A 15,422-nucleotide genomic window follows, 5' to 3' on the forward strand; every position below is an offset into this window, starting at 1 on the left:
GTCGGCCCCGGCCGTGGGCGCCCGGCCCCCGTCGTCGTGCTGCGCGCCGAAGGCGTCCCACTCGTGGCCTTCGCCCCGCTCGGGTAGATGATGTCACGCCCCACCGGGCCGCGCCGGCCGCCACATCGGCCACAGCACGGGCCCGCCGTCGGGCAGGGCCAGCGGCCGACCGTGGTCGTGGAAGCCCTGGCGCAGGTAGAGCCGGCGGCTACGCCCGGTCGAGGCCTCGAGGTACGTCGGCAGGCCGTCAGCGTCCGCGGTGCGCAGTCCCTCGGCGAGGATCACCCCACCGGCACCGCAGCCGCGCAGGTCGGGCCGTACGCCGATCGACGCGAGGTAGAGGTGGGGTTCCTTGGGACGGTGGGCGGCCACCGTGTCGGTGACCGTTGCCAACCGCCGCCCTGGGAGGCCGTCCAGGGCCGCGGCCGTCGGTCGCGTGGCGGGCGCCGGTGGCGACGTGGCGTCGATCGGACGCTGCCACACCGACATCCCGGCGAGGGTGCCGCCGGGAAGCTCGGCGACGATGACCTGGCCGTCGTGGACCGCGGCGTGGAGCAGGTCGCGGAACAACGACGCCGTACGCGCGGCCCGGTCCGTCGGGTCGGGAACCACCCAGGACAGGACGGCCTCGTCGGCGAACGCGGCGAGATAGGCGGGCACGAGAGCGTCGACGTCGGCGGGTACGGCACGTCGCGCGCGCACCGCGAGGGTGGGGGACACGGCACTCCTCGGTCCGTCCGGCGGGTTGGCACCTTCGATGCTGGCCGTCCGCCCGACCGCCCGGGGAGTACTTTCGTCACGGCGGGTGCGGTGACGAAAAGAGGGGAGAGGCCGGTTGGTCGGGCCGCGATGTGCCGAGTGCGGCACCGAACTGCCGGCGGGCTCCGGCCGGGGACGGCCACGGCGTTACTGCTCGCGCGGCTGCCAGGCACGCGCGTACCGCCGCCGCCGGGACCGGGGCCGCACCGCGACGTCGTGGCGACGTGCGGGCACTGCGGACGGGGACCGCGCCACCGGTCGGGAGGAGCTGATCCGGACGGCGGTGCGACTGGCCGACGCCGACGGCCTCGACGCCGTGACGGTACGTGCCGTGGCGCACCGTGCCGGTCTCACCACCGACGCGGTCTACCGGTGGACACGCAACCGGGACGAGCTGCTCGCCGCGATGGCCGAGCACGTGCTCCGCGCCGGACGGCCGCGCGACCGGACGCGCCAGCCGCCGCGCGAGCGTCTCGGACGGCTGGCGCGTGCGGAGTGGTCGATGTACCGCAACCATCCGTGGCTGCTGACCGTCCTGGCGCGCACCCGGCCGCCCACCGGCCCGGCGGTGCTGGCGCTCGTCGACGCCGCCGTGGAGGTGCTCACCGGCGCCGGGTACGACGTGCCCGACGCGTTCGCCGGCTATCTCACCCTGAGCGGCTACGTGCAGGGCATGGCGCTGCTGCACGTGGCCGAGCGCGCCGAGCGCGACGCCGGTGCCGCCGCCTGGGGGACCTGGTCCGCCCGCACTCTCGCGTTGCTGGAACAGACCGGGCGTACGCGTGAACGGCCCTGGCTGGCCGCCGTCGCGACCGCGGACCCGGACCGGGAACTGGACCGTTGGTTCGAGTTCGGCCTCGCCCGCCTGCTCGACGGGCTGATCCCGGCCTGACGAGGCGCTGCGCGCCGCCGTCCCGCGCCTCCAGCGGGTCGTCGAGCACCTGTGATAGGACGCCGGAAAGGATCGTCCGAGAGAGGACCAGCCCGTGACGACGCTGAACTCGCACATCCCCCGGTTCCACCTCGCCGTACCCGTTGACGACCTCGATGCCGCCCGTCGCTTCTACGGGTCGGTCATCGGGTGCGAGCAGGGCCGGAGCGCGGAGACGTGGATCGACTGGAACCTGCGGGGTCACCAGTTCGTGACGCACCTCGTCCCCGGCCGCCGGACGTCGGCACGCAACCAGGTCGACGGCCATGACGTCCCGGTCCCGCACTTCGGGCTCCTGCTGACCGTTCCGGAGTTCCATGAGCTGGCCGAACGGCTGCGGGCCGCTGGTACGGCGTTCGTCATCGAGCCGTACCTGCGCTTCGCCGGGCAGCCGGGGGAGCAGTGGACCATGTTCCTCCTCGACCCGGCCGGGAACGCCCTGGAGTTCAAGGCGTTCGCCGACGACGACCAGGTGTTCGCCCGGTAGGCCGACGAGGGCAAGGCAGCCTCCACGATCGAGCGTGCCATGGCGGCCGTCGCCCACGTCAGCGCCGACCTCCAAGCACCCAACACCCGACCGGCCCGCGGTCCGATCTCGGGCCTCGCCCCATGCTGGCCGCTGATTCGATAATGTACATTATGTCAAGTAGACCGGATCCGGCCCTCCCTCGGCAGGGGTCGGGGCTCGACCAACCCCGGACACGACGAACAACGTGTCGACGGGCGCGCGCCCGTGCGGCGACGCGCGACAGACTGCCATGTGAGCACCGCGCGCCGGCACGAACGGTGCCACGGCCACGAGGACGATGCCACGCGACGAGCGGCACCCGATCCCCGCTGCGGCCGCGCCCTGTGGCCCGCGCGTCCTGGAGTGCGCCAGGACGCAGCCATCCGACCCGTCGACGCTCCGGGTTTCAGTGGCAGAGGCCGACGTCGCGCAGGGCTGGAACCTCGATCCCCCCTCCATGGTGATCGCCCGACCCCGGCCGCCATCGTGGGGTCCGCTGAGTCACGGCGGCATCCGGTTGGCCAAGGCTCGGTCGCTGACCGTCCACACGGCCGCGCGCACCCAACGCTCTCCCCTCGCTTGCCCGGGAACGCGAAAATCCTGCATAATATGCCTTATGCATGATAAAAAGGACGAATCGGTGCAGCGCTGGATCGAGGAGTTCCTGACCGCCCGGGCCACCCGTAAGCCCTCCCCGCACACCCTCGAGGCGTACCGGCGGGACCTGCGGACGATCGCGGGCCTGGCCGGGGAGGCGCTGACCTCTCCCCTCCCCCTCGACGCCGTGGCCGTCGCGGATCTCTCCCCCCAGGTCATGCGGGCGGCGTTCGCCCGGTTCGCCGCTCCCCGCGCCGCCGCGTCGGTCCACCGGGCCTGGTCCACCTGGAACACGTTCTTCACGTTCCTGGTCGCCGAAGGGGTCGTACCGGGCAATCCGATGCCGGCCGTGGGCCGCCCCCGCGCGCCGCTCCCCCAGCCCAAGCCGCTGCGGGGCGAGGACACGCCGGAGGAGCTGCTGGCGGCGGTGGCCCGGGAGGCGGGCCGGCAGCGGGACCCGTGGCCGGAGCGGGACCTCGCGGTGCTGGCGTTGGCGCTGTGTGCGGGGCTGCGCCTGTCGGAGCTGCTGGCGCTGCGGGTGGCGTCGCTGGGCGGCCGTGCCGGCGAGCGGCGGGTGGACGTGGCGGGCAAGGGTGGGCGGCCGCGTACGGTGCCGATCGAGGACGCCGTGGACCGGGTGCTGGTCTCCTACCTGGACAGCCGCCGGCGCCGGTTCGGGGCGCGCAGCGTACGGCCGGACTCGCCGTTGCTGGTGGACCGGCGGGGTGAGCCGCTGCGGCGGGGTGGGTTGCAGTACCTGGTGGAGTCCTGCTACCGGCGGGCGGGCATCACCGACCGGGTGCCGCGGGGGGCGCGGCTGCACGCGTTGCGGCACACGTTCGCGACGCGGCTGGCCGAGGACGGGGCGAGCGCCGCGGAGATCATGCGGTTGCTGGGGCACGCGTCGTTGGCGGCGTCGCAGACGTACATCGAGGTGACGGCGGGTCAGCAGCGGGCGGCGGTGCGGTCGAACCGCACCAACCGGGCGTTGGCTGGTCTGCTGGGCGGTGAGCCGTGAGAGGCGTGGGCCGCGGGGTCAGTGCGCGCGGTGGCCGGTGCCGTCGGCGGTGGTGGGCAGGGGGCCGAGGACGGCGTTGATGATGTGGATGCGGGTGCCCTTGGCCTGGTAGTCGGCGCAGACGGCGTCGGCGGTGTCGCCGAAGCGGGTGGTGTCGCCGGTGCGGGTGACGGTGAGTGTGGTGCCGTCGAGCGTGGTGGTGGTGCCGGCGGCGGCGAGCTGGTCGAGGCTGTGCGTGCCGGCGATGAGGTGGGCCTTGACCAGGGTGCGGAGTTTCTCGTGGTCCCGGGTCATGAGGGTGTCCCAGGTGTCGTCGGAGAACTTCTTGACGAAGGCGTCGTCGGTGGGTGCCAGCAGGGTGAGGCCGTCGGTGCCGTGCTCGTCGAGGACGCCGCTGGTGCGTACGGCCGCCTCGAAGGTGGTGAGGGTCGGCATCCAGGTGAGGGCTTCGCCGGCGGGCAGGCCGGCGAGGGCGGTGGGGTTGCCGGGTTCGCTGCCGGTGGGTAGCGCGTCGCAGAGGGGCCCGGTGACGTGGACGGCGGCGGCGAGGCTGGGGTCGGGTCCGGTGTTGTGGTTCCCGCTGGTGCAGGCGGTGGTGGTGAGCAGCAGGGCGGCCGCGAGGAGGGCGCCGGCGCGCCGCGGGTTGCGGATGCGGGGGTACGTCACGACGTCTCCTCGGGGGGTGGGGTGTGCCGGCAGGGCGGAGGCGCGGCCGCCCTGCCGGCACGGTCTCATGGGGTGGGTGTCACAGGGTGGCGCACTGCCCGGCGCGGGGGCCGGACACGCGGTTGCTGACCTCGAGGTTGCTGGGTGCGGTGGTGTTGCCGGCGCAGGCCAGCGGACCGGTGACCGTGTTGCCGACGAGCAGCGGCGCGGTGCCGGTGCGGTTGGCGGACAGGTCGACGGGGCCGGTGACGGTGAGGTCGATCAGCGAGACCGCGTCGGTGGTGCCGGTGACGCGGACCGGGCCGGTGACCTTGCTGTCGGCCAGCATGACGCCGGCGGCGCCGCTGGCGTTGACGGGGCCGGTGAAGGTGGTGCCGGTGGCGACGAGCGCGGCGCCGGGCCGGACGGTGACCGGGCCGGTGACGGTGGCGTCGTCGAGGCAGGCGAAGCCGGTGATGGTCAGCGGGCCGGTGTGCCGGCCGGTGAGGGTCGGGTAGATCCGCTGGCCGTCGGTGAGCTTCTCCACGCCCTGGCCGTCGAGCAGGAGCGGGATGAGGCCGCGCTCGGGCTGGTTGAGGGGCACGTAGTAGCCGTTGGCGGTCTTGATGACCTTCCAGCCGTGTGCGGCGATGCGCTCGGCGACGGTGGCGCCGACGCCGCCGGGTCCGTCGGTGCGGGCCCCGTGGTACTGCTCCTCGGTGAGCAGGTAGGCGCAGGGCGCGTTGTCGAGGATCAGTTCGGGGCGGGGGGCGTCGACCGGCGGCGGGCTGTCGCCGGGGTGCGGCGCCGGGTGGGCGGGGATGGGCCGGGAGCCGCGGAAGACGAGCCGGCCGGTGTTGGAGGCCTGGAGGGTGATGCCCTCGGCGCGGGCCTGCGTGATGTCGGGCAGGTTCGCGCGGTGGTAGTCGAGGAACTGCTGGAACGTCCAGAGGGCGGAGAAGGTCTTGCGGCGGCGGTTGTTGGCCGTGTTGCCCTCGTCGGGGCGGGTCTGACCGCCGGAGCTGCGCAGTTCGAGCAGCGAGTTGACGACGTTCTTCAGGCCGAGGGTGTTGCGGAGGATGGTCTCCTCGCCGAGGCCGACGCTGCCGCCGCCCTCGCAGCCGTACGGGCAGGGCCACCAGCCGTCCTGGGCGCCTTCCCGGTACATGTGGCCTTCGATCATGTCCATGGACTCGTCGAAGATGGGCTGGGCGACGTTCTGGTGGCGCGGGGGCAGCATGGGCAGGTCGCCGGCGCGGGAGTTGCCGTACTCGTGGCCGTCGTAGCCGGCGACGGGCCGGTAGTCGCGGACCATCTTGACGTAGGCGGCGGTCTCCGGCTGGCGGATGAGCGAGTAGTCGCGGTTGAGGTCCTGGCCGGTGGAGTTGCCGCGGGTGTTGGCGGCGCGGCCGTCACCGTTGATGGTGGGGATGATCAGCACGGTGGTGTGGCTGAGCAGGTCGATGACCCGCTGGTCGGTGCTGAAGGCGAGCTGCCGGGCCATGATGAGGCAGGCTTCGCGGTCGCCGGGCTCGTTGCCGTGGACGTTGCAGTTGACGGCGACGGGTGAGGTGGCGGCGACGGCCTCGGGGGTGGCCGGCGGGGTGGGGTAGCCGATGACGAACATGTTGATCGGCCGGTCGCGTACGGTGCGGCCGATCTCGACGACGCGGACGCGGTCGGAGAGTTCGTCGATGGCGGCGGTGTAGGCGTACTCGTTGGTGTCGCTGGTGTACTGCGCGGCGTGGGTGGTCTCCCACTGGGTGCGCAGCTGCTGGCCGGGGACGTTGGGGTCGCCCCAGGGTGCGGTGGTGGTGTCGGCGACGGGCTCGGAGTAGGGCTGCTCGGCGGTGCCGATGCGGGCCCGTACGCGCCACTGGAAGCGGTCGCCGGGGTTGAAGCCGGCGTCGGCGAAGGTGGGCGATTCCTGGTTGATCTGCCGGTTGGGTCGCCAGATGCCGACGACGGTGGGGGTGCCGGTGGGGTTGCCGGCGGCGTCGACGGGGGTGCGTTCGATCTGGTAGTCGGTGGCGCCCTCGACCGGCTTCCAGGCGAGGGTGGCGTACCCGTCGCCCTGGCGGACCGTGAGGTTGGTGACCTGGTTGGGTTCGGCGGCCTGGGCGTTCGCCGGGGTGGCGATCGTGGCGAGGCTGGCCGCTAGGAGTGTGGACAGTGCGATGAGGACGGCACGATGGCGTCTCACATGGCCTCCATGGCGAGTACTGGTTGACCGTGACGCGGTTTGGAACAGCATGATCGGCATGGATGACCGGCGCAACGATCTTGAGGGAATCTTGCGGGTCGCCGGGTAAGGGGTCGGCTCCCCCGGCGTTGCTGACGGGTCAGCCGAGGTCGACCAGGAGGGGCCGGTGGTCGGAGATGGTGGACAGGGGTGTGGCCACGGCGGTGACGGGCGGGAGCCGGCGTGCGGCGTGCCGGTCGGCGAGGACGTGGTCGAGTTGCACGCGGGGTTCGCCGGCGGGGTAGGTGGGGCGTCGGCCCAGGGGTCGCCAGCCGGAGACGAGGCGGACGACGCCGGCGGGCAGGTTGAGGTCGCCGAGCAGGACGCGGGGTGGGGGCAGGGTGCGCAGCGCGCGGACGACCTGGCGTAGTTGCCGCAGGTTCCATCCGGGGACGAAGGACAGGTGGGTGGCGGCGGCGGTGAGCGGCCCGTGCGGGGTGTCGAGGACGGCGGCGAGGACGACGCGGGGTTCGTCGTGGAGGAGGACGAGGCCGCGGCCGGGGCCGGGGACGTAGACCGGGGAGCGGACGGGTGCGGGGGTCAGTCGGGTGACGCGCCAGTGGCGTACGGGGTAGCGGCTGATGAGTCCGATGCCGTAGCAGGGTTCGCCGTGTCCGTCGTCGTCGCCGGTGAGGGGGCGGAACCCTTGGCCGGGGGTGCCGACGAGGGCGGCGGCGAAGCGGTGGTGGGGTGCGTGGAGGGCGCGGGCGGCGATGGCGGTGAGGTCGAGGTTGCCGCTGCGGCTCTGGTCGCGGTCGACCTCCTGGAGGGCGAGGACGTCGGCGTCGAGTGCGGTGACGGCTGCGGCGAGCCGGTCGGGGTCGACGAGCCCGTCGGTGAGTGATCGACCGTGCAGCAGGTTGAAGGTGGCCAGGCGCACTCCTGCACCCTACGACGCCGTGGCAGTCTTTCCCGGTGGTCAGGGCGTTGCTGTGTTCGATGCTGGTGTTCGTGGCGGTGGGTGCGGTGGGGGTGTGGGTGCGGCGGCGTCGGGGCCGGTGATCGCCGGGGTTGTCAGCGGCGTGCCGGGTGGCGCTCGGGTGGGTGGGCGCCGGCGGGTCGTGGCGTGGGCGGGTCGGCCGGTCGGGGTCGGCGGCGGGTCAGGGCCACGCCGGCGAGGACGACGGCCGTGCCGGTGATGGTGCGGCCGGTGAGGGGTTCGTCGAGGACGGCCGCGCCGAGGGTGACGGCGACGGCCGGTAGGAGGTAGCCGACGGCGGCGGCGGTGGTGGGGCCCTCGGTGGCGATGAGGCGGGCGTTGAGGTGGAAGGTGACGCCGGTGGCGAGGGTGCCGAGGATGATCGCGGCGGTGAGTCCGGTGGCGGTCGGTGCGGTGGGCGGGGTGGCGGCGGGCAGGGCCAGTGCGGTGAGTCCGGTGGCGGCGAGCAGTTGCGCCGCGGAGTGGGCCAGGGGCGCGTCCCGTCCGGTGAGGTGGCGGGCCATGTAGGCGTAGGCGAGCGCGTAGCTGGCGGCGGCGGCGAGCAGTGCTGTGACGCCGGCGGGGTCGAGGCGGCTGTGCGGGCCGGGGGCGAAGATGAGCAGGGTGCCGGCGAAGCCGAGGAGCAGGCCGGCGAGGCGGGCCGGGTGGGGTCGGTGTTCGCTGCCGACGGTGAGGGCGAGCAGCAGCGACCACAGGGGTGTGGTGGCGTGCAGGACGCCGGCGACGCCGCTGTCGACGCTCTGCTGGCCGATGCTGGTCAGCAGGAACGGCAGGGCGTTGCAGAGCAGGGCGGCCACGGCGAGGTGGCGCCAGGTGCGGCGGTCGCGGGGCAGGGTCTGGCGGGCGGCGCGGGCGAGGACGAGCAGGACAGCGGCGCCGAGGGCGCAGCGCAGTGTGGCGAGGTACGCGGGTGTGAGGCCGCCGTCGAGGGCGAGCCGGGTCCACAGGAAGCCGGAGCCCCACAGCAGGGCGAGGGTGGTCACGCGGACGAGCGCGCCGGTACGGGGGTGGTGCACGGTGTCCTCCTCGTCGTCTGCGTCGACGCTCCCCCACCCCGACTCGTTAGACAAGCGAAAGGATCTGCACGCACCGTTAAGCTGTGCTGCATGTTGGATGTGCGGCGCCTGCAGGTGCTGCGTGCCGTGGTGGCCAGCGGGTCGGTCAGTGCGGCGGCGCGGCAGCTCGGGTACACCCCGTCGGCGGTGAGCCAGCAGTTGGCGGTCCTGGAGCGGGAGGCCGCCGTGCAGCTGCTGGAACGGTCGGGTCGTGGCGTACGGCCCACGGAGGCGGGGCGGGTGCTGTCCGGGTACGCGGCGGCGATCGGTGAGCAGGTCGCCGAGGCCGAGGCGGCGCTGGCGGATCTGCGGGCCGGGCGGGCCGGGCGCGTGGTGCTGCGCTACTTCGCCACGGCCGGCGCGAGTCTGGTCGCGCCCGCCGTGGCGCGGCTGCGCCGGGAGCTGCCCGGTGTGGGGGTGGACCTGCGGATGGCCGACCCGGAGGATCCGCTGCCGCAGGTCCGTGACGGCCGGGTCGACCTGGCGCTGGTGGTCCGCGCCGCGGACGCGCCGCCGGTCGACGGGATCCGGTTGGTGCACCTGCGCGACGACGCGTACCGGGCGGTGCTGCCGGCCGGGCATCCGCTGGCGGGGCGGCGGGTGCTCGACCTGGCCGACCTGGCCGACGAGCCGTGGGTGGGCAGCGAGTGGCCCGGCCCGTGCCGGGAGGCGGTGTCCGCCGCGTGTGCGGCCGCGGGGTTCTCGCCCCGGGTGGTGGTGGAGAGTGAGGACTACGCCACCGCGCAGGGGTTCGTGGCGGCCGGGCTGGGTGTGAGCCTGCTGCCGGAGACGGGATTGGGCGGCGTGCACCGGGGTGTGCGGGTGCGCCCGGTGCGCCGGCCGCGTCCGGTGCGGGTGATCTGGGCGGCGGTGCGGGAGTCCGCGCCCGACACGCCCGCCCTGCGTGCTCTGCTCGCGGCGCTTCAGGCGACGGCGGCGGCCACCCCGCCCCCGGCGCCCCGGTGACCGGTGGGCGCGGCGGCAGGCGGGCGACCCGGCGGGCGGCCGGGCCTCCGACCGCTGGCCGCCGGGCGGCCGCGCCCGCCGCCGCCCTGCAAGATCACGCTCGATGCGGAAAGTAGTGGCCTCCCGCAGCTCGGGAGGCCACTACTTTCGTGCTGCAGCGCGATCTTGAGGGGTTGTCCACAGGGTCAGCGGGGCGACCCGGTCATCCGCCAGCCTGTACGGCATGCCGAAGTCCCCTCGCCGTCCACCCCAGCTACGCGGCCGGATCTTCCGCGGCTCCGCCGCCGTATCCCGGGGGCTGCTGAGCCGCAACGATCTGCGCAGCTCGGCCTGGCGGCCGCTCTTTCGCGACGTCTACGCCGACACGCAGGTCACCGTCACGCACCGGACGAGGTGCCTCGCGGTCGGTCGGCTGGTGAGCCTGGACACAGGGGCGGGCGTCGGCGGCGGGCCGGTCGGAAGAATGGCCGCCCGTGGAGCCCGCATCGCTGATCACCCTGCTCACGGCGGCCGCCATGGCCGGTTGGGTCGACGCCGTGGTGGGCGGTGGCGGGTTGCTCCTGCTGCCGGCGCTGCTGGTGGCCGCGCCCGGCGTTCCGGTGGCCACGGCGCTGGGCACGAACAAGCTCGCCGCGATCGCCGGCACCGCGACCGCCGCGGCCACGTACGCGCGGCGCACCAAGGTCGACTGGGGGGTGGCGGGGCCGGCCGCCGGGGTGGCCGTGCTCAGCGCGGGGGTGGGCGCGGCGCTGGCCGGGGCGGTGCCGGCGGGCGCGTACCGGCCGGTGGTGCTCGTGGTGCTGCTCGCGGTGGCGGTGTTCGTGCTGCTGCGCCCCCGCCTGGGCGTGGTGGCCGAGCCGCGGCGGCGGACCCGCGCCCGGGTGGCCGCCGCGGTGGGCGTGGCCGGAGTGGGCATCGCCCTGTACGACGGGCTGATCGGCCCCGGCACCGGCACGTTCCTGGTGCTGGCGTTCACGGCGCTGGTCGGCGCGGACTTCGTGCACGGGTCGGCCATGGCGAAGGTCGTGAACGCCGGCACGAACCTCGGCGCGCTCGTGGTGTTCGGGGTGACCGGGCACGTGTGGTGGCTGCTGGGCGCCGGCATGGCCCTGTGCAACATCGCCGGCGCGGTGCTCGGGGCGCGCATGGCGTTGCGCCGCGGCGCCGGGTTCGTCCGCGTCGTGCTGCTGGTCGTGGTCCTCGCGCTGATCGGCAAGCTCGGCTACGACCAGTGGCTGGCCGGCTGATGCCGGTCCGCGCCGAACACGACCGGACGGTGCTGGCCGGGCTGCTGGGCGCCGACCCGGTGCTGCACGCGTACCAGCTCGGCGACCTCGACGACTTCTTCTGGCCGTACACGTCGTGGTTCCGCCGCGGCGACCAGGTGGCCCTGCTCTACCACGGCGCGGACCCGCCGACGCTGCTGGCGTTCGCCGCCCCGGCGCGGCTGGGCGACGCGGCGGCGCTGCTCGGTGAGCTGGCCCCGGTGCTGCCGGCGCGGCTGTACGCGCACCTCTCCCCCGGCCTGGAGTCGGCCCTGGAACCGGCGTTCGACGTCGACGGCGCGGGCGCGCACCACAAGATGGCGCTCACCGACCCGGCGCGACTTTCCCGGGTCGCCGGCGCCGGGGAGCCGTTGGGCGTCGCCGACCTGCCGCAGCTGCGCGCCCTGTACGACGCCGCGTACCCGGGCAACTGGTTCGACCCGCGGATGCTGGAGACCGGGCAGTACCTGGGTGTCCGCGAGGGCGGTGAACTGGTGGCCGTGGCGGGGGTGCACGTGTGGTCCCCGGCCTACCGGGTGGCGGCGCTGGGCAACGTCACCACCCATCCGCGGGTGCGGGGACGGGGCCTGGGCACGGCGGTGGTGGCGGCGCTGTGCCGTCGGCTGCGCGCGCACGTCACCCACGTCACCCTCAACGTGCGCGCCGACAACACCCCGGCCCTGCGGTTGTACGAGCGGTTGGGCTTCACCCGGGTCGCCGACTACGGCGAGTACGCCCTGACCGCCCGCCGGTGAGGCGGGCCGGACACCCGCCGGCGCGGCTCGTGCCCGACGGCGGCGACGGCGGGTGCGGTCAGCCGCTGCGGCGGGGCGAGTCGAAGCGGCCGGCCCGGATCTCCCGCAGCGCCCGCCGCCGCGTCTCCCCGCGCAGCGTGTCCACGTAGAGCCGGCCGTGCAGGTGGTCGGTCTCGTGCTGCAGCGCCCGGGCGAGGAAGCCGCTGCCGGAGATCGTCAACGGTTCGCCGTGCTGGTCGAACCCGCGGGCCGTGGCGTGCAGGGCACGCCGCGTCGGGAAGTACAGCCCGGGGATGGACAGGCAGCCCTCGTCGTCCTCCTGGGTCTCCTCGGACAGTTCGAGGGTCGGGTTGACCAGGTGTCCGCGGTGGCCGTCGGCGTCGTAGACGAACACCTGCGCGTCCACGCCGATCTGCGGGGCGGCGACACCGGCCCGGCCGGGCGCGCCGAGCAGGGTGTCCATCAGGTCGGTGACCAGGGCGCGCAGCTCGGCGTCGAAGCTGGTCACCGGCGCGCACGAGGTGCGCAGCACCGGGTCGCCGATGATCCGGATGGGGCGCATCGTCATGCCCGCAAGATTATCCGGCGGCGTCCCGGCCGCGGATGAGCACCTCGATGCCGTCGAGGATGCGGGCCAGACCGAACTCGAACGCCCGCGCCGGGTCGCTGGCGGCCTGGTACTCCTCCCCGGCGGCCGCGCCAACCCGCGCGGCGAGGGGGAACCGGCGGGCGTCCATGACCTTCTCCAGGTACGGGGCGTGCGCCCGCCACCACTGCTCCTCGGTCATCCCGGTGCGCTCGGCGGCCTGCGCCTGCTCCACGGCGCCGCGTACCGCGCCGTGGACGAACCCGCCGAGCAGGGTGACCACGGCGTCCATCTCCAGGTCGGTGAGGCCGATGCCGTCGACGGCGCGCAGTTCCCGCTCGTAGCGGGCGATCAGGTTGGGCCCCAGCGGCGGCCGGGTGGTGGCGACCTGCAACAGCCAGGGGTGGCGCACGTACAGCGTCCAGCTCTCCCGGGCGAGGTGTTCCAGGCGGGCCCGCCAGCCGCCGTCGGGCAGGTCGGTGGCCAGGGTCTCGCCGTAGACGGTGTCGAGCATGAGGTCCAGCAGCTCACCCTTGCCGGGCACGTGGGTGTAGAGGGACATGGTGCCCACGCCGAGGCGTTCGGCCACGCGGCGCATGGACAGGGCGGCGAGGCCCTCGGTGTCGGCGACCTCGACGGCGGCCCGCACGATCCGGTCCACGGTGAGGTCGGTGCGCCCCCGGCGGCTGGCCGGCTCCCGCGTGCGCCAGAGCAGGGCGAGGCTGCGGGCGGGATCCCCGGTGCCGCTGTACTCGGTGGTCACGTCCCGGACTCTATCGCCACCCTCGCCGTACGGTGTACCGTACAGCGTACGACGAACGAGTGGAGGGAGCGCGGATGCACACCGCGGCGATCGAGGCCGAAGGACTGCGCAAGAGATACGGCGACACGCACGCCCTGGCCGGCCTGGACCTGGCCGTGCCGGCCGGCACCGTGTGCGGGCTGCTCGGCCCCAACGGGGCGGGCAAGACCACGGCCGTGCGGATCCTCACCACGCTGCTGCGCCCCGACGGGGGGCGCGCCCGCGTGGCCGGGCACGACCTGCTGCGCCACCCCGACCGCGTCCGCGCCGCGATCGGCCTGGTCGGGCAGCACGCCGCCGTCGACGAGGTGCTCACCGGGCGGCAGAACCTCACACTGTTCGGCCGGCTGCACCACCTGCCCCGGCGGGCGGCCCGGGCCCGCGCCGACGAGCTGCTCGACCGGTTCGGCCTGACCGACGCGGCGACCCGCCCGGTGTCCGGCTACTCCGGCGGCATGCGCCGGCGCCTCGACCTGGCCGCCAGCCTGGTCCTCGCCCCGCCGGTGCTGTTCCTCGACGAGCCCACCACCGGGCTGGACCCCCGCGCCCGCAGCGAGGTGTGGGACGCCGTGCGGGCGCTCGTCGCCGCCGGCACCACCGTCCTGCTCACCACCCAGTACCTCGACGAGGCCGACCAGCTCGCCGACACCGTGGCCGTCGTCGACGCCGGCCGGGTCGTCGCCGCCGGGAGCCCGGAGCGGCTCAAGGACGACATCGGCGGTGACCGGCTCGACCTGCTGCTGCACCACGCCGCCGACCTCGACCGGGCCGCGGCCGTGGTCGCCGCCACCACCGCCGCCACCCCCAGCGTGGACGCCACGGCGCTGCGGATCAGCGTCCCGGTCGGCGACCGGGTCAACGCCCTCGCGGCCGTGCTGCACGCACTGCGACACGAGGCCGTCGACGTGGCCGACGTCGCGGTGCGCCGCCCCACCCTCGACGAGGTGTTCCTCCGCCTGACCGACACCCGGACGGTGACCGTATGAGCACGACGACCCTCGGCGCGCACCGGCTGCGGTGGGCCGTGACCGACACCCTCGTCCTGACCGGCCGGGCGCTGGCGCACTGGACCCGCCAGCCCGGGCAGCTGATCGCCGGCCTGCTCTTCCCCGTGCTGCTGGTACTCATGTTCGGCTACCTGTTCGGCGGCGCCATGTCGGTGCCCGGCGGCGGCGACTACCGCGAGTTCCTGCTCCCCGGCATGTTCGTCATGACCATGGCCTTCGGCATCGAGGCCAGCTACGCGGCGGTGGCCACCGACACCGCCCGCGGCGTCACCGACCGGTTCCGGTCCCTGCCCATGGCCCGCTCCGCGGTGGTCGGCGGCCGCGCCGTCGCCGACCTGCTGCACTCCGCGGCCGGGCTCGTCGTGATGCTCGGCTGCGGGTGGCTCGTCGGCTGGCGCTGGCACAACGGGCTCGCCCCGGCGCTCGTGGCCGTCGGGCTGCTCCTGCTGCTGCGCGTGGCGCTGATCTGGGCCGGCATCTACCTGGCGCTGCTGCTGCGCCGCCCGGAGTCCATCGTGGCCCTGCAGATCCTCGTCTGGCCGGTCGGGTTCACCTCCAACGCGTACGTCCCGCCCGAGACCATGCCGGGCTGGCTCGGCGCGGTCGCCGAGTGGAACCCGCTGTCGGCGACCGTCGCGGCGTGCCGGGAACTGTTCGGCAACCCCGGCTGGGGCGGCGACTCGTTCGCCGCACAGCACGCCCTCGCCCTCGCGGTGGCCTGGCCGCTGCTGCTCGTGGCGGTCTTCCTGCCCCTGTCCGTGCGCCGGTACCGGCAGCTGGGCCGCTGACCCGTCCCGCCGGCGCCCCGGGCGCGGGGCGCCGGCGGCTCAGGGCGCCGGTGGCAGGCCGGCATCGGCGATGCGCCGGCGCAGCGGCCGGCGGCGCACGGCGGCGAGCACCGCCCGCAGCACCTCGGCCAGGGGTGCGGGCAGCTCGCCGTCGAGGTCCCGCAGGGCCGCCGCGGTGGCCGCCCACTCCGCCTCGACGACGGGCAGCAGTGCGCGGGCCCGGTCGGTCAGGTGCACGACGCGCTGCCGGGCGTCCGCCCCCGGGGCCAGCTCGACCAGACCGGCCCGCGCCATCTGCGCCACGGTCTGGCTGGCCGCGGAGTGGGTGACGCCGACCCGGCGGGCCAGGTCGCGGATTGGCAACGGCCCGTCGGCGACGAGCACCCGCAGCGGCGGGGAGAACCGGGGCCGGAAGTCGGGGAGGCCCCGCTGCGCGTACACGGCGGCCACGTCGCCGTCGAGCACCTCCAGCACCCGCCGCAGCAGCGTCCCCACGGCCTCCCGGTCCGGCACCTCGCTCACCCCGCTAATGTAACAGCGCTGTCATAACTGAGGGAG

At 74.7% G+C, this 15,422-nt stretch carries 16 protein-coding genes; 8 read left to right on the plus strand and 8 right to left on the minus strand.

The window, feature by feature from the left end:
• Window positions 1–93: 93 nt before the first annotated feature.
• Window positions 94–720: a GNAT family N-acetyltransferase gene (locus OG994_RS08575; RefSeq protein WP_328852758.1), complete on the minus strand. Its 627-nt coding sequence runs from the start codon at window positions 718–720 to the stop codon at window positions 94–96.
• A gap of 115 nt (window positions 721–835) precedes the next feature.
• On the opposite strand from OG994_RS08575, the gene OG994_RS08580 reads away from it, so the two are divergent.
• The 3 genes from OG994_RS08580 to OG994_RS08590 all read left to right on the plus strand — a co-directional run bounded on the left by OG994_RS08580 (window position 836) and on the right by OG994_RS08590 (window position 3,813).
• Window positions 836–1,651 (plus strand): TetR/AcrR family transcriptional regulator, encoded by an 816-nt coding sequence (locus OG994_RS08580; protein WP_328852759.1) that lies wholly within the window; start codon window positions 836–838, stop codon window positions 1,649–1,651.
• A gap of 94 nt (window positions 1,652–1,745) precedes the next feature.
• Entirely contained in the window at window positions 1,746–2,177 is a 432-nt protein-coding gene (locus tag OG994_RS08585) for a VOC family protein (protein WP_120330827.1), read from the plus strand.
• A 637-nt stretch (window positions 2,178–2,814) separates the two neighbouring features.
• Window positions 2,815–3,813: a tyrosine-type recombinase/integrase gene (locus OG994_RS08590; protein ID WP_328852760.1), complete on the plus strand. Its 999-nt coding sequence runs from the start codon at window positions 2,815–2,817 to the stop codon at window positions 3,811–3,813.
• Window positions 3,814–3,831: 18 nt separating this feature from the next.
• Here OG994_RS08590 and OG994_RS08595 read toward each other — a convergent pair whose 3' ends face one another.
• The 4 genes from OG994_RS08595 to OG994_RS08610 all read right to left on the minus strand — a co-directional run bounded on the left by OG994_RS08595 (window position 3,832) and on the right by OG994_RS08610 (window position 8,656).
• A complete protein-coding gene (locus OG994_RS08595) occupies window positions 3,832–4,479 on the minus strand; it encodes a fasciclin domain-containing protein (protein ID WP_328852761.1) in 648 nt (215 codons plus the stop codon).
• A gap of 79 nt (window positions 4,480–4,558) precedes the next feature.
• Window positions 4,559–6,661: a M14 family zinc carboxypeptidase gene (locus OG994_RS08600; protein WP_328852762.1), complete on the minus strand. Its 2,103-nt coding sequence runs from the start codon at window positions 6,659–6,661 to the stop codon at window positions 4,559–4,561.
• A gap of 139 nt (window positions 6,662–6,800) precedes the next feature.
• Window positions 6,801–7,580, minus strand: a complete 780-nt coding sequence (locus tag OG994_RS08605) for an endonuclease/exonuclease/phosphatase family protein (RefSeq protein ID WP_120330830.1) — start codon at window positions 7,578–7,580, stop codon at window positions 6,801–6,803.
• A gap of 134 nt (window positions 7,581–7,714) precedes the next feature.
• A complete protein-coding gene (locus tag OG994_RS08610) occupies window positions 7,715–8,656 on the minus strand; it encodes a DMT family transporter (RefSeq protein ID WP_328852763.1) in 942 nt (313 codons plus the stop codon).
• Window positions 8,657–8,746: 90 nt separating this feature from the next.
• Here OG994_RS08610 and OG994_RS08615 point away from each other — a divergent pair, with 90 nt between their 5' ends.
• The 3 genes from OG994_RS08615 (at window position 8,747) to OG994_RS08625 (ending at window position 11,681) form a co-directional block, all read left to right on the plus strand.
• Window positions 8,747–9,661 (plus strand): LysR family transcriptional regulator, encoded by a 915-nt coding sequence (locus OG994_RS08615; RefSeq protein ID WP_328852764.1) that lies wholly within the window; start codon window positions 8,747–8,749, stop codon window positions 9,659–9,661.
• 473 nt (window positions 9,662–10,134) lie between these two features.
• Window positions 10,135–10,908, plus strand: a complete 774-nt coding sequence (locus OG994_RS08620) for a sulfite exporter TauE/SafE family protein (protein ID WP_275670854.1) — start codon at window positions 10,135–10,137, stop codon at window positions 10,906–10,908.
• Entirely contained in the window at window positions 10,893–11,681 is a 789-nt protein-coding gene (locus tag OG994_RS08625) for a GNAT family N-acetyltransferase (RefSeq protein WP_240033119.1), read from the plus strand. Before OG994_RS08620 ends, OG994_RS08625 begins: the two co-directional genes overlap by 16 nt.
• Before the next feature lie 58 nt (window positions 11,682–11,739).
• Here the strand turns inward: OG994_RS08625 and def are convergent, their stop codons facing one another.
• Window positions 11,740–12,249, minus strand: a complete 510-nt coding sequence (gene def, locus OG994_RS08630; protein ID WP_120330831.1) for a peptide deformylase — start codon at window positions 12,247–12,249, stop codon at window positions 11,740–11,742.
• Window positions 12,250–12,259: 10 nt separating this feature from the next.
• On the minus strand, window positions 12,260–13,030 hold the full coding sequence (locus OG994_RS08635; RefSeq protein ID WP_240033120.1) for a TetR/AcrR family transcriptional regulator: 771 nt from the start codon (window positions 13,028–13,030) through the stop codon (window positions 12,260–12,262).
• A gap of 74 nt (window positions 13,031–13,104) precedes the next feature.
• Here OG994_RS08635 and OG994_RS08640 point away from each other — a divergent pair, with 74 nt between their 5' ends.
• Window positions 13,105–14,055, plus strand: a complete 951-nt coding sequence (locus OG994_RS08640) for an ATP-binding cassette domain-containing protein (protein ID WP_328852765.1) — start codon at window positions 13,105–13,107, stop codon at window positions 14,053–14,055.
• Window positions 14,052–14,864 carry an ABC transporter permease gene (locus OG994_RS08645; RefSeq protein WP_328852766.1) on the plus strand — a complete coding sequence of 271 codons (813 nt, stop codon included), beginning with the start codon at window positions 14,052–14,054 and terminating at the stop codon, window positions 14,862–14,864. Before OG994_RS08640 ends, OG994_RS08645 begins: the two co-directional genes overlap by 4 nt.
• A gap of 39 nt (window positions 14,865–14,903) precedes the next feature.
• On the opposite strand, the gene OG994_RS08650 is transcribed toward OG994_RS08645, so the two are convergent.
• Complete coding sequence (locus OG994_RS08650) at window positions 14,904–15,386, minus strand: MarR family winged helix-turn-helix transcriptional regulator (protein WP_328852767.1); 483 nt, start codon at window positions 15,384–15,386, stop codon at window positions 14,904–14,906.
• Window positions 15,387–15,422 lie beyond the last annotated feature (36 nt).

Origin of the sequence: Micromonospora globbae, from assembly GCF_036184225.1 — a bacterium.
In the GTDB taxonomy this organism is placed as follows: Bacteria; Actinomycetota; Actinomycetes; order Mycobacteriales; family Micromonosporaceae; genus Micromonospora; species Micromonospora globbae.

What these genes read in the sequence shown, in the direction of transcription:
- OG994_RS08590 (WP_328852760.1), top strand. Translation starts at nt 2,815, where the DNA reads ATGCATGATAAAAAGGACGAATCGGTGCAGCGCTGGATCGAGGAGTTC.
- OG994_RS08615 (WP_328852764.1), top strand. Translation starts at nt 8,747, where the DNA reads ATGTTGGATGTGCGGCGCCTGCAGGTGCTGCGTGCCGTGGTGGCCAGC.
- def (WP_120330831.1), bottom strand. Translation starts at nt 12,249, where the DNA reads ATGACGATGCGCCCCATCCGGATCATCGGCGACCCGGTGCTGCGCACC.
- OG994_RS08640 (WP_328852765.1), top strand. Translation starts at nt 13,105, where the DNA reads ATGCACACCGCGGCGATCGAGGCCGAAGGACTGCGCAAGAGATACGGC.
- OG994_RS08645 (WP_328852766.1), top strand. Translation starts at nt 14,052, where the DNA reads ATGAGCACGACGACCCTCGGCGCGCACCGGCTGCGGTGGGCCGTGACC.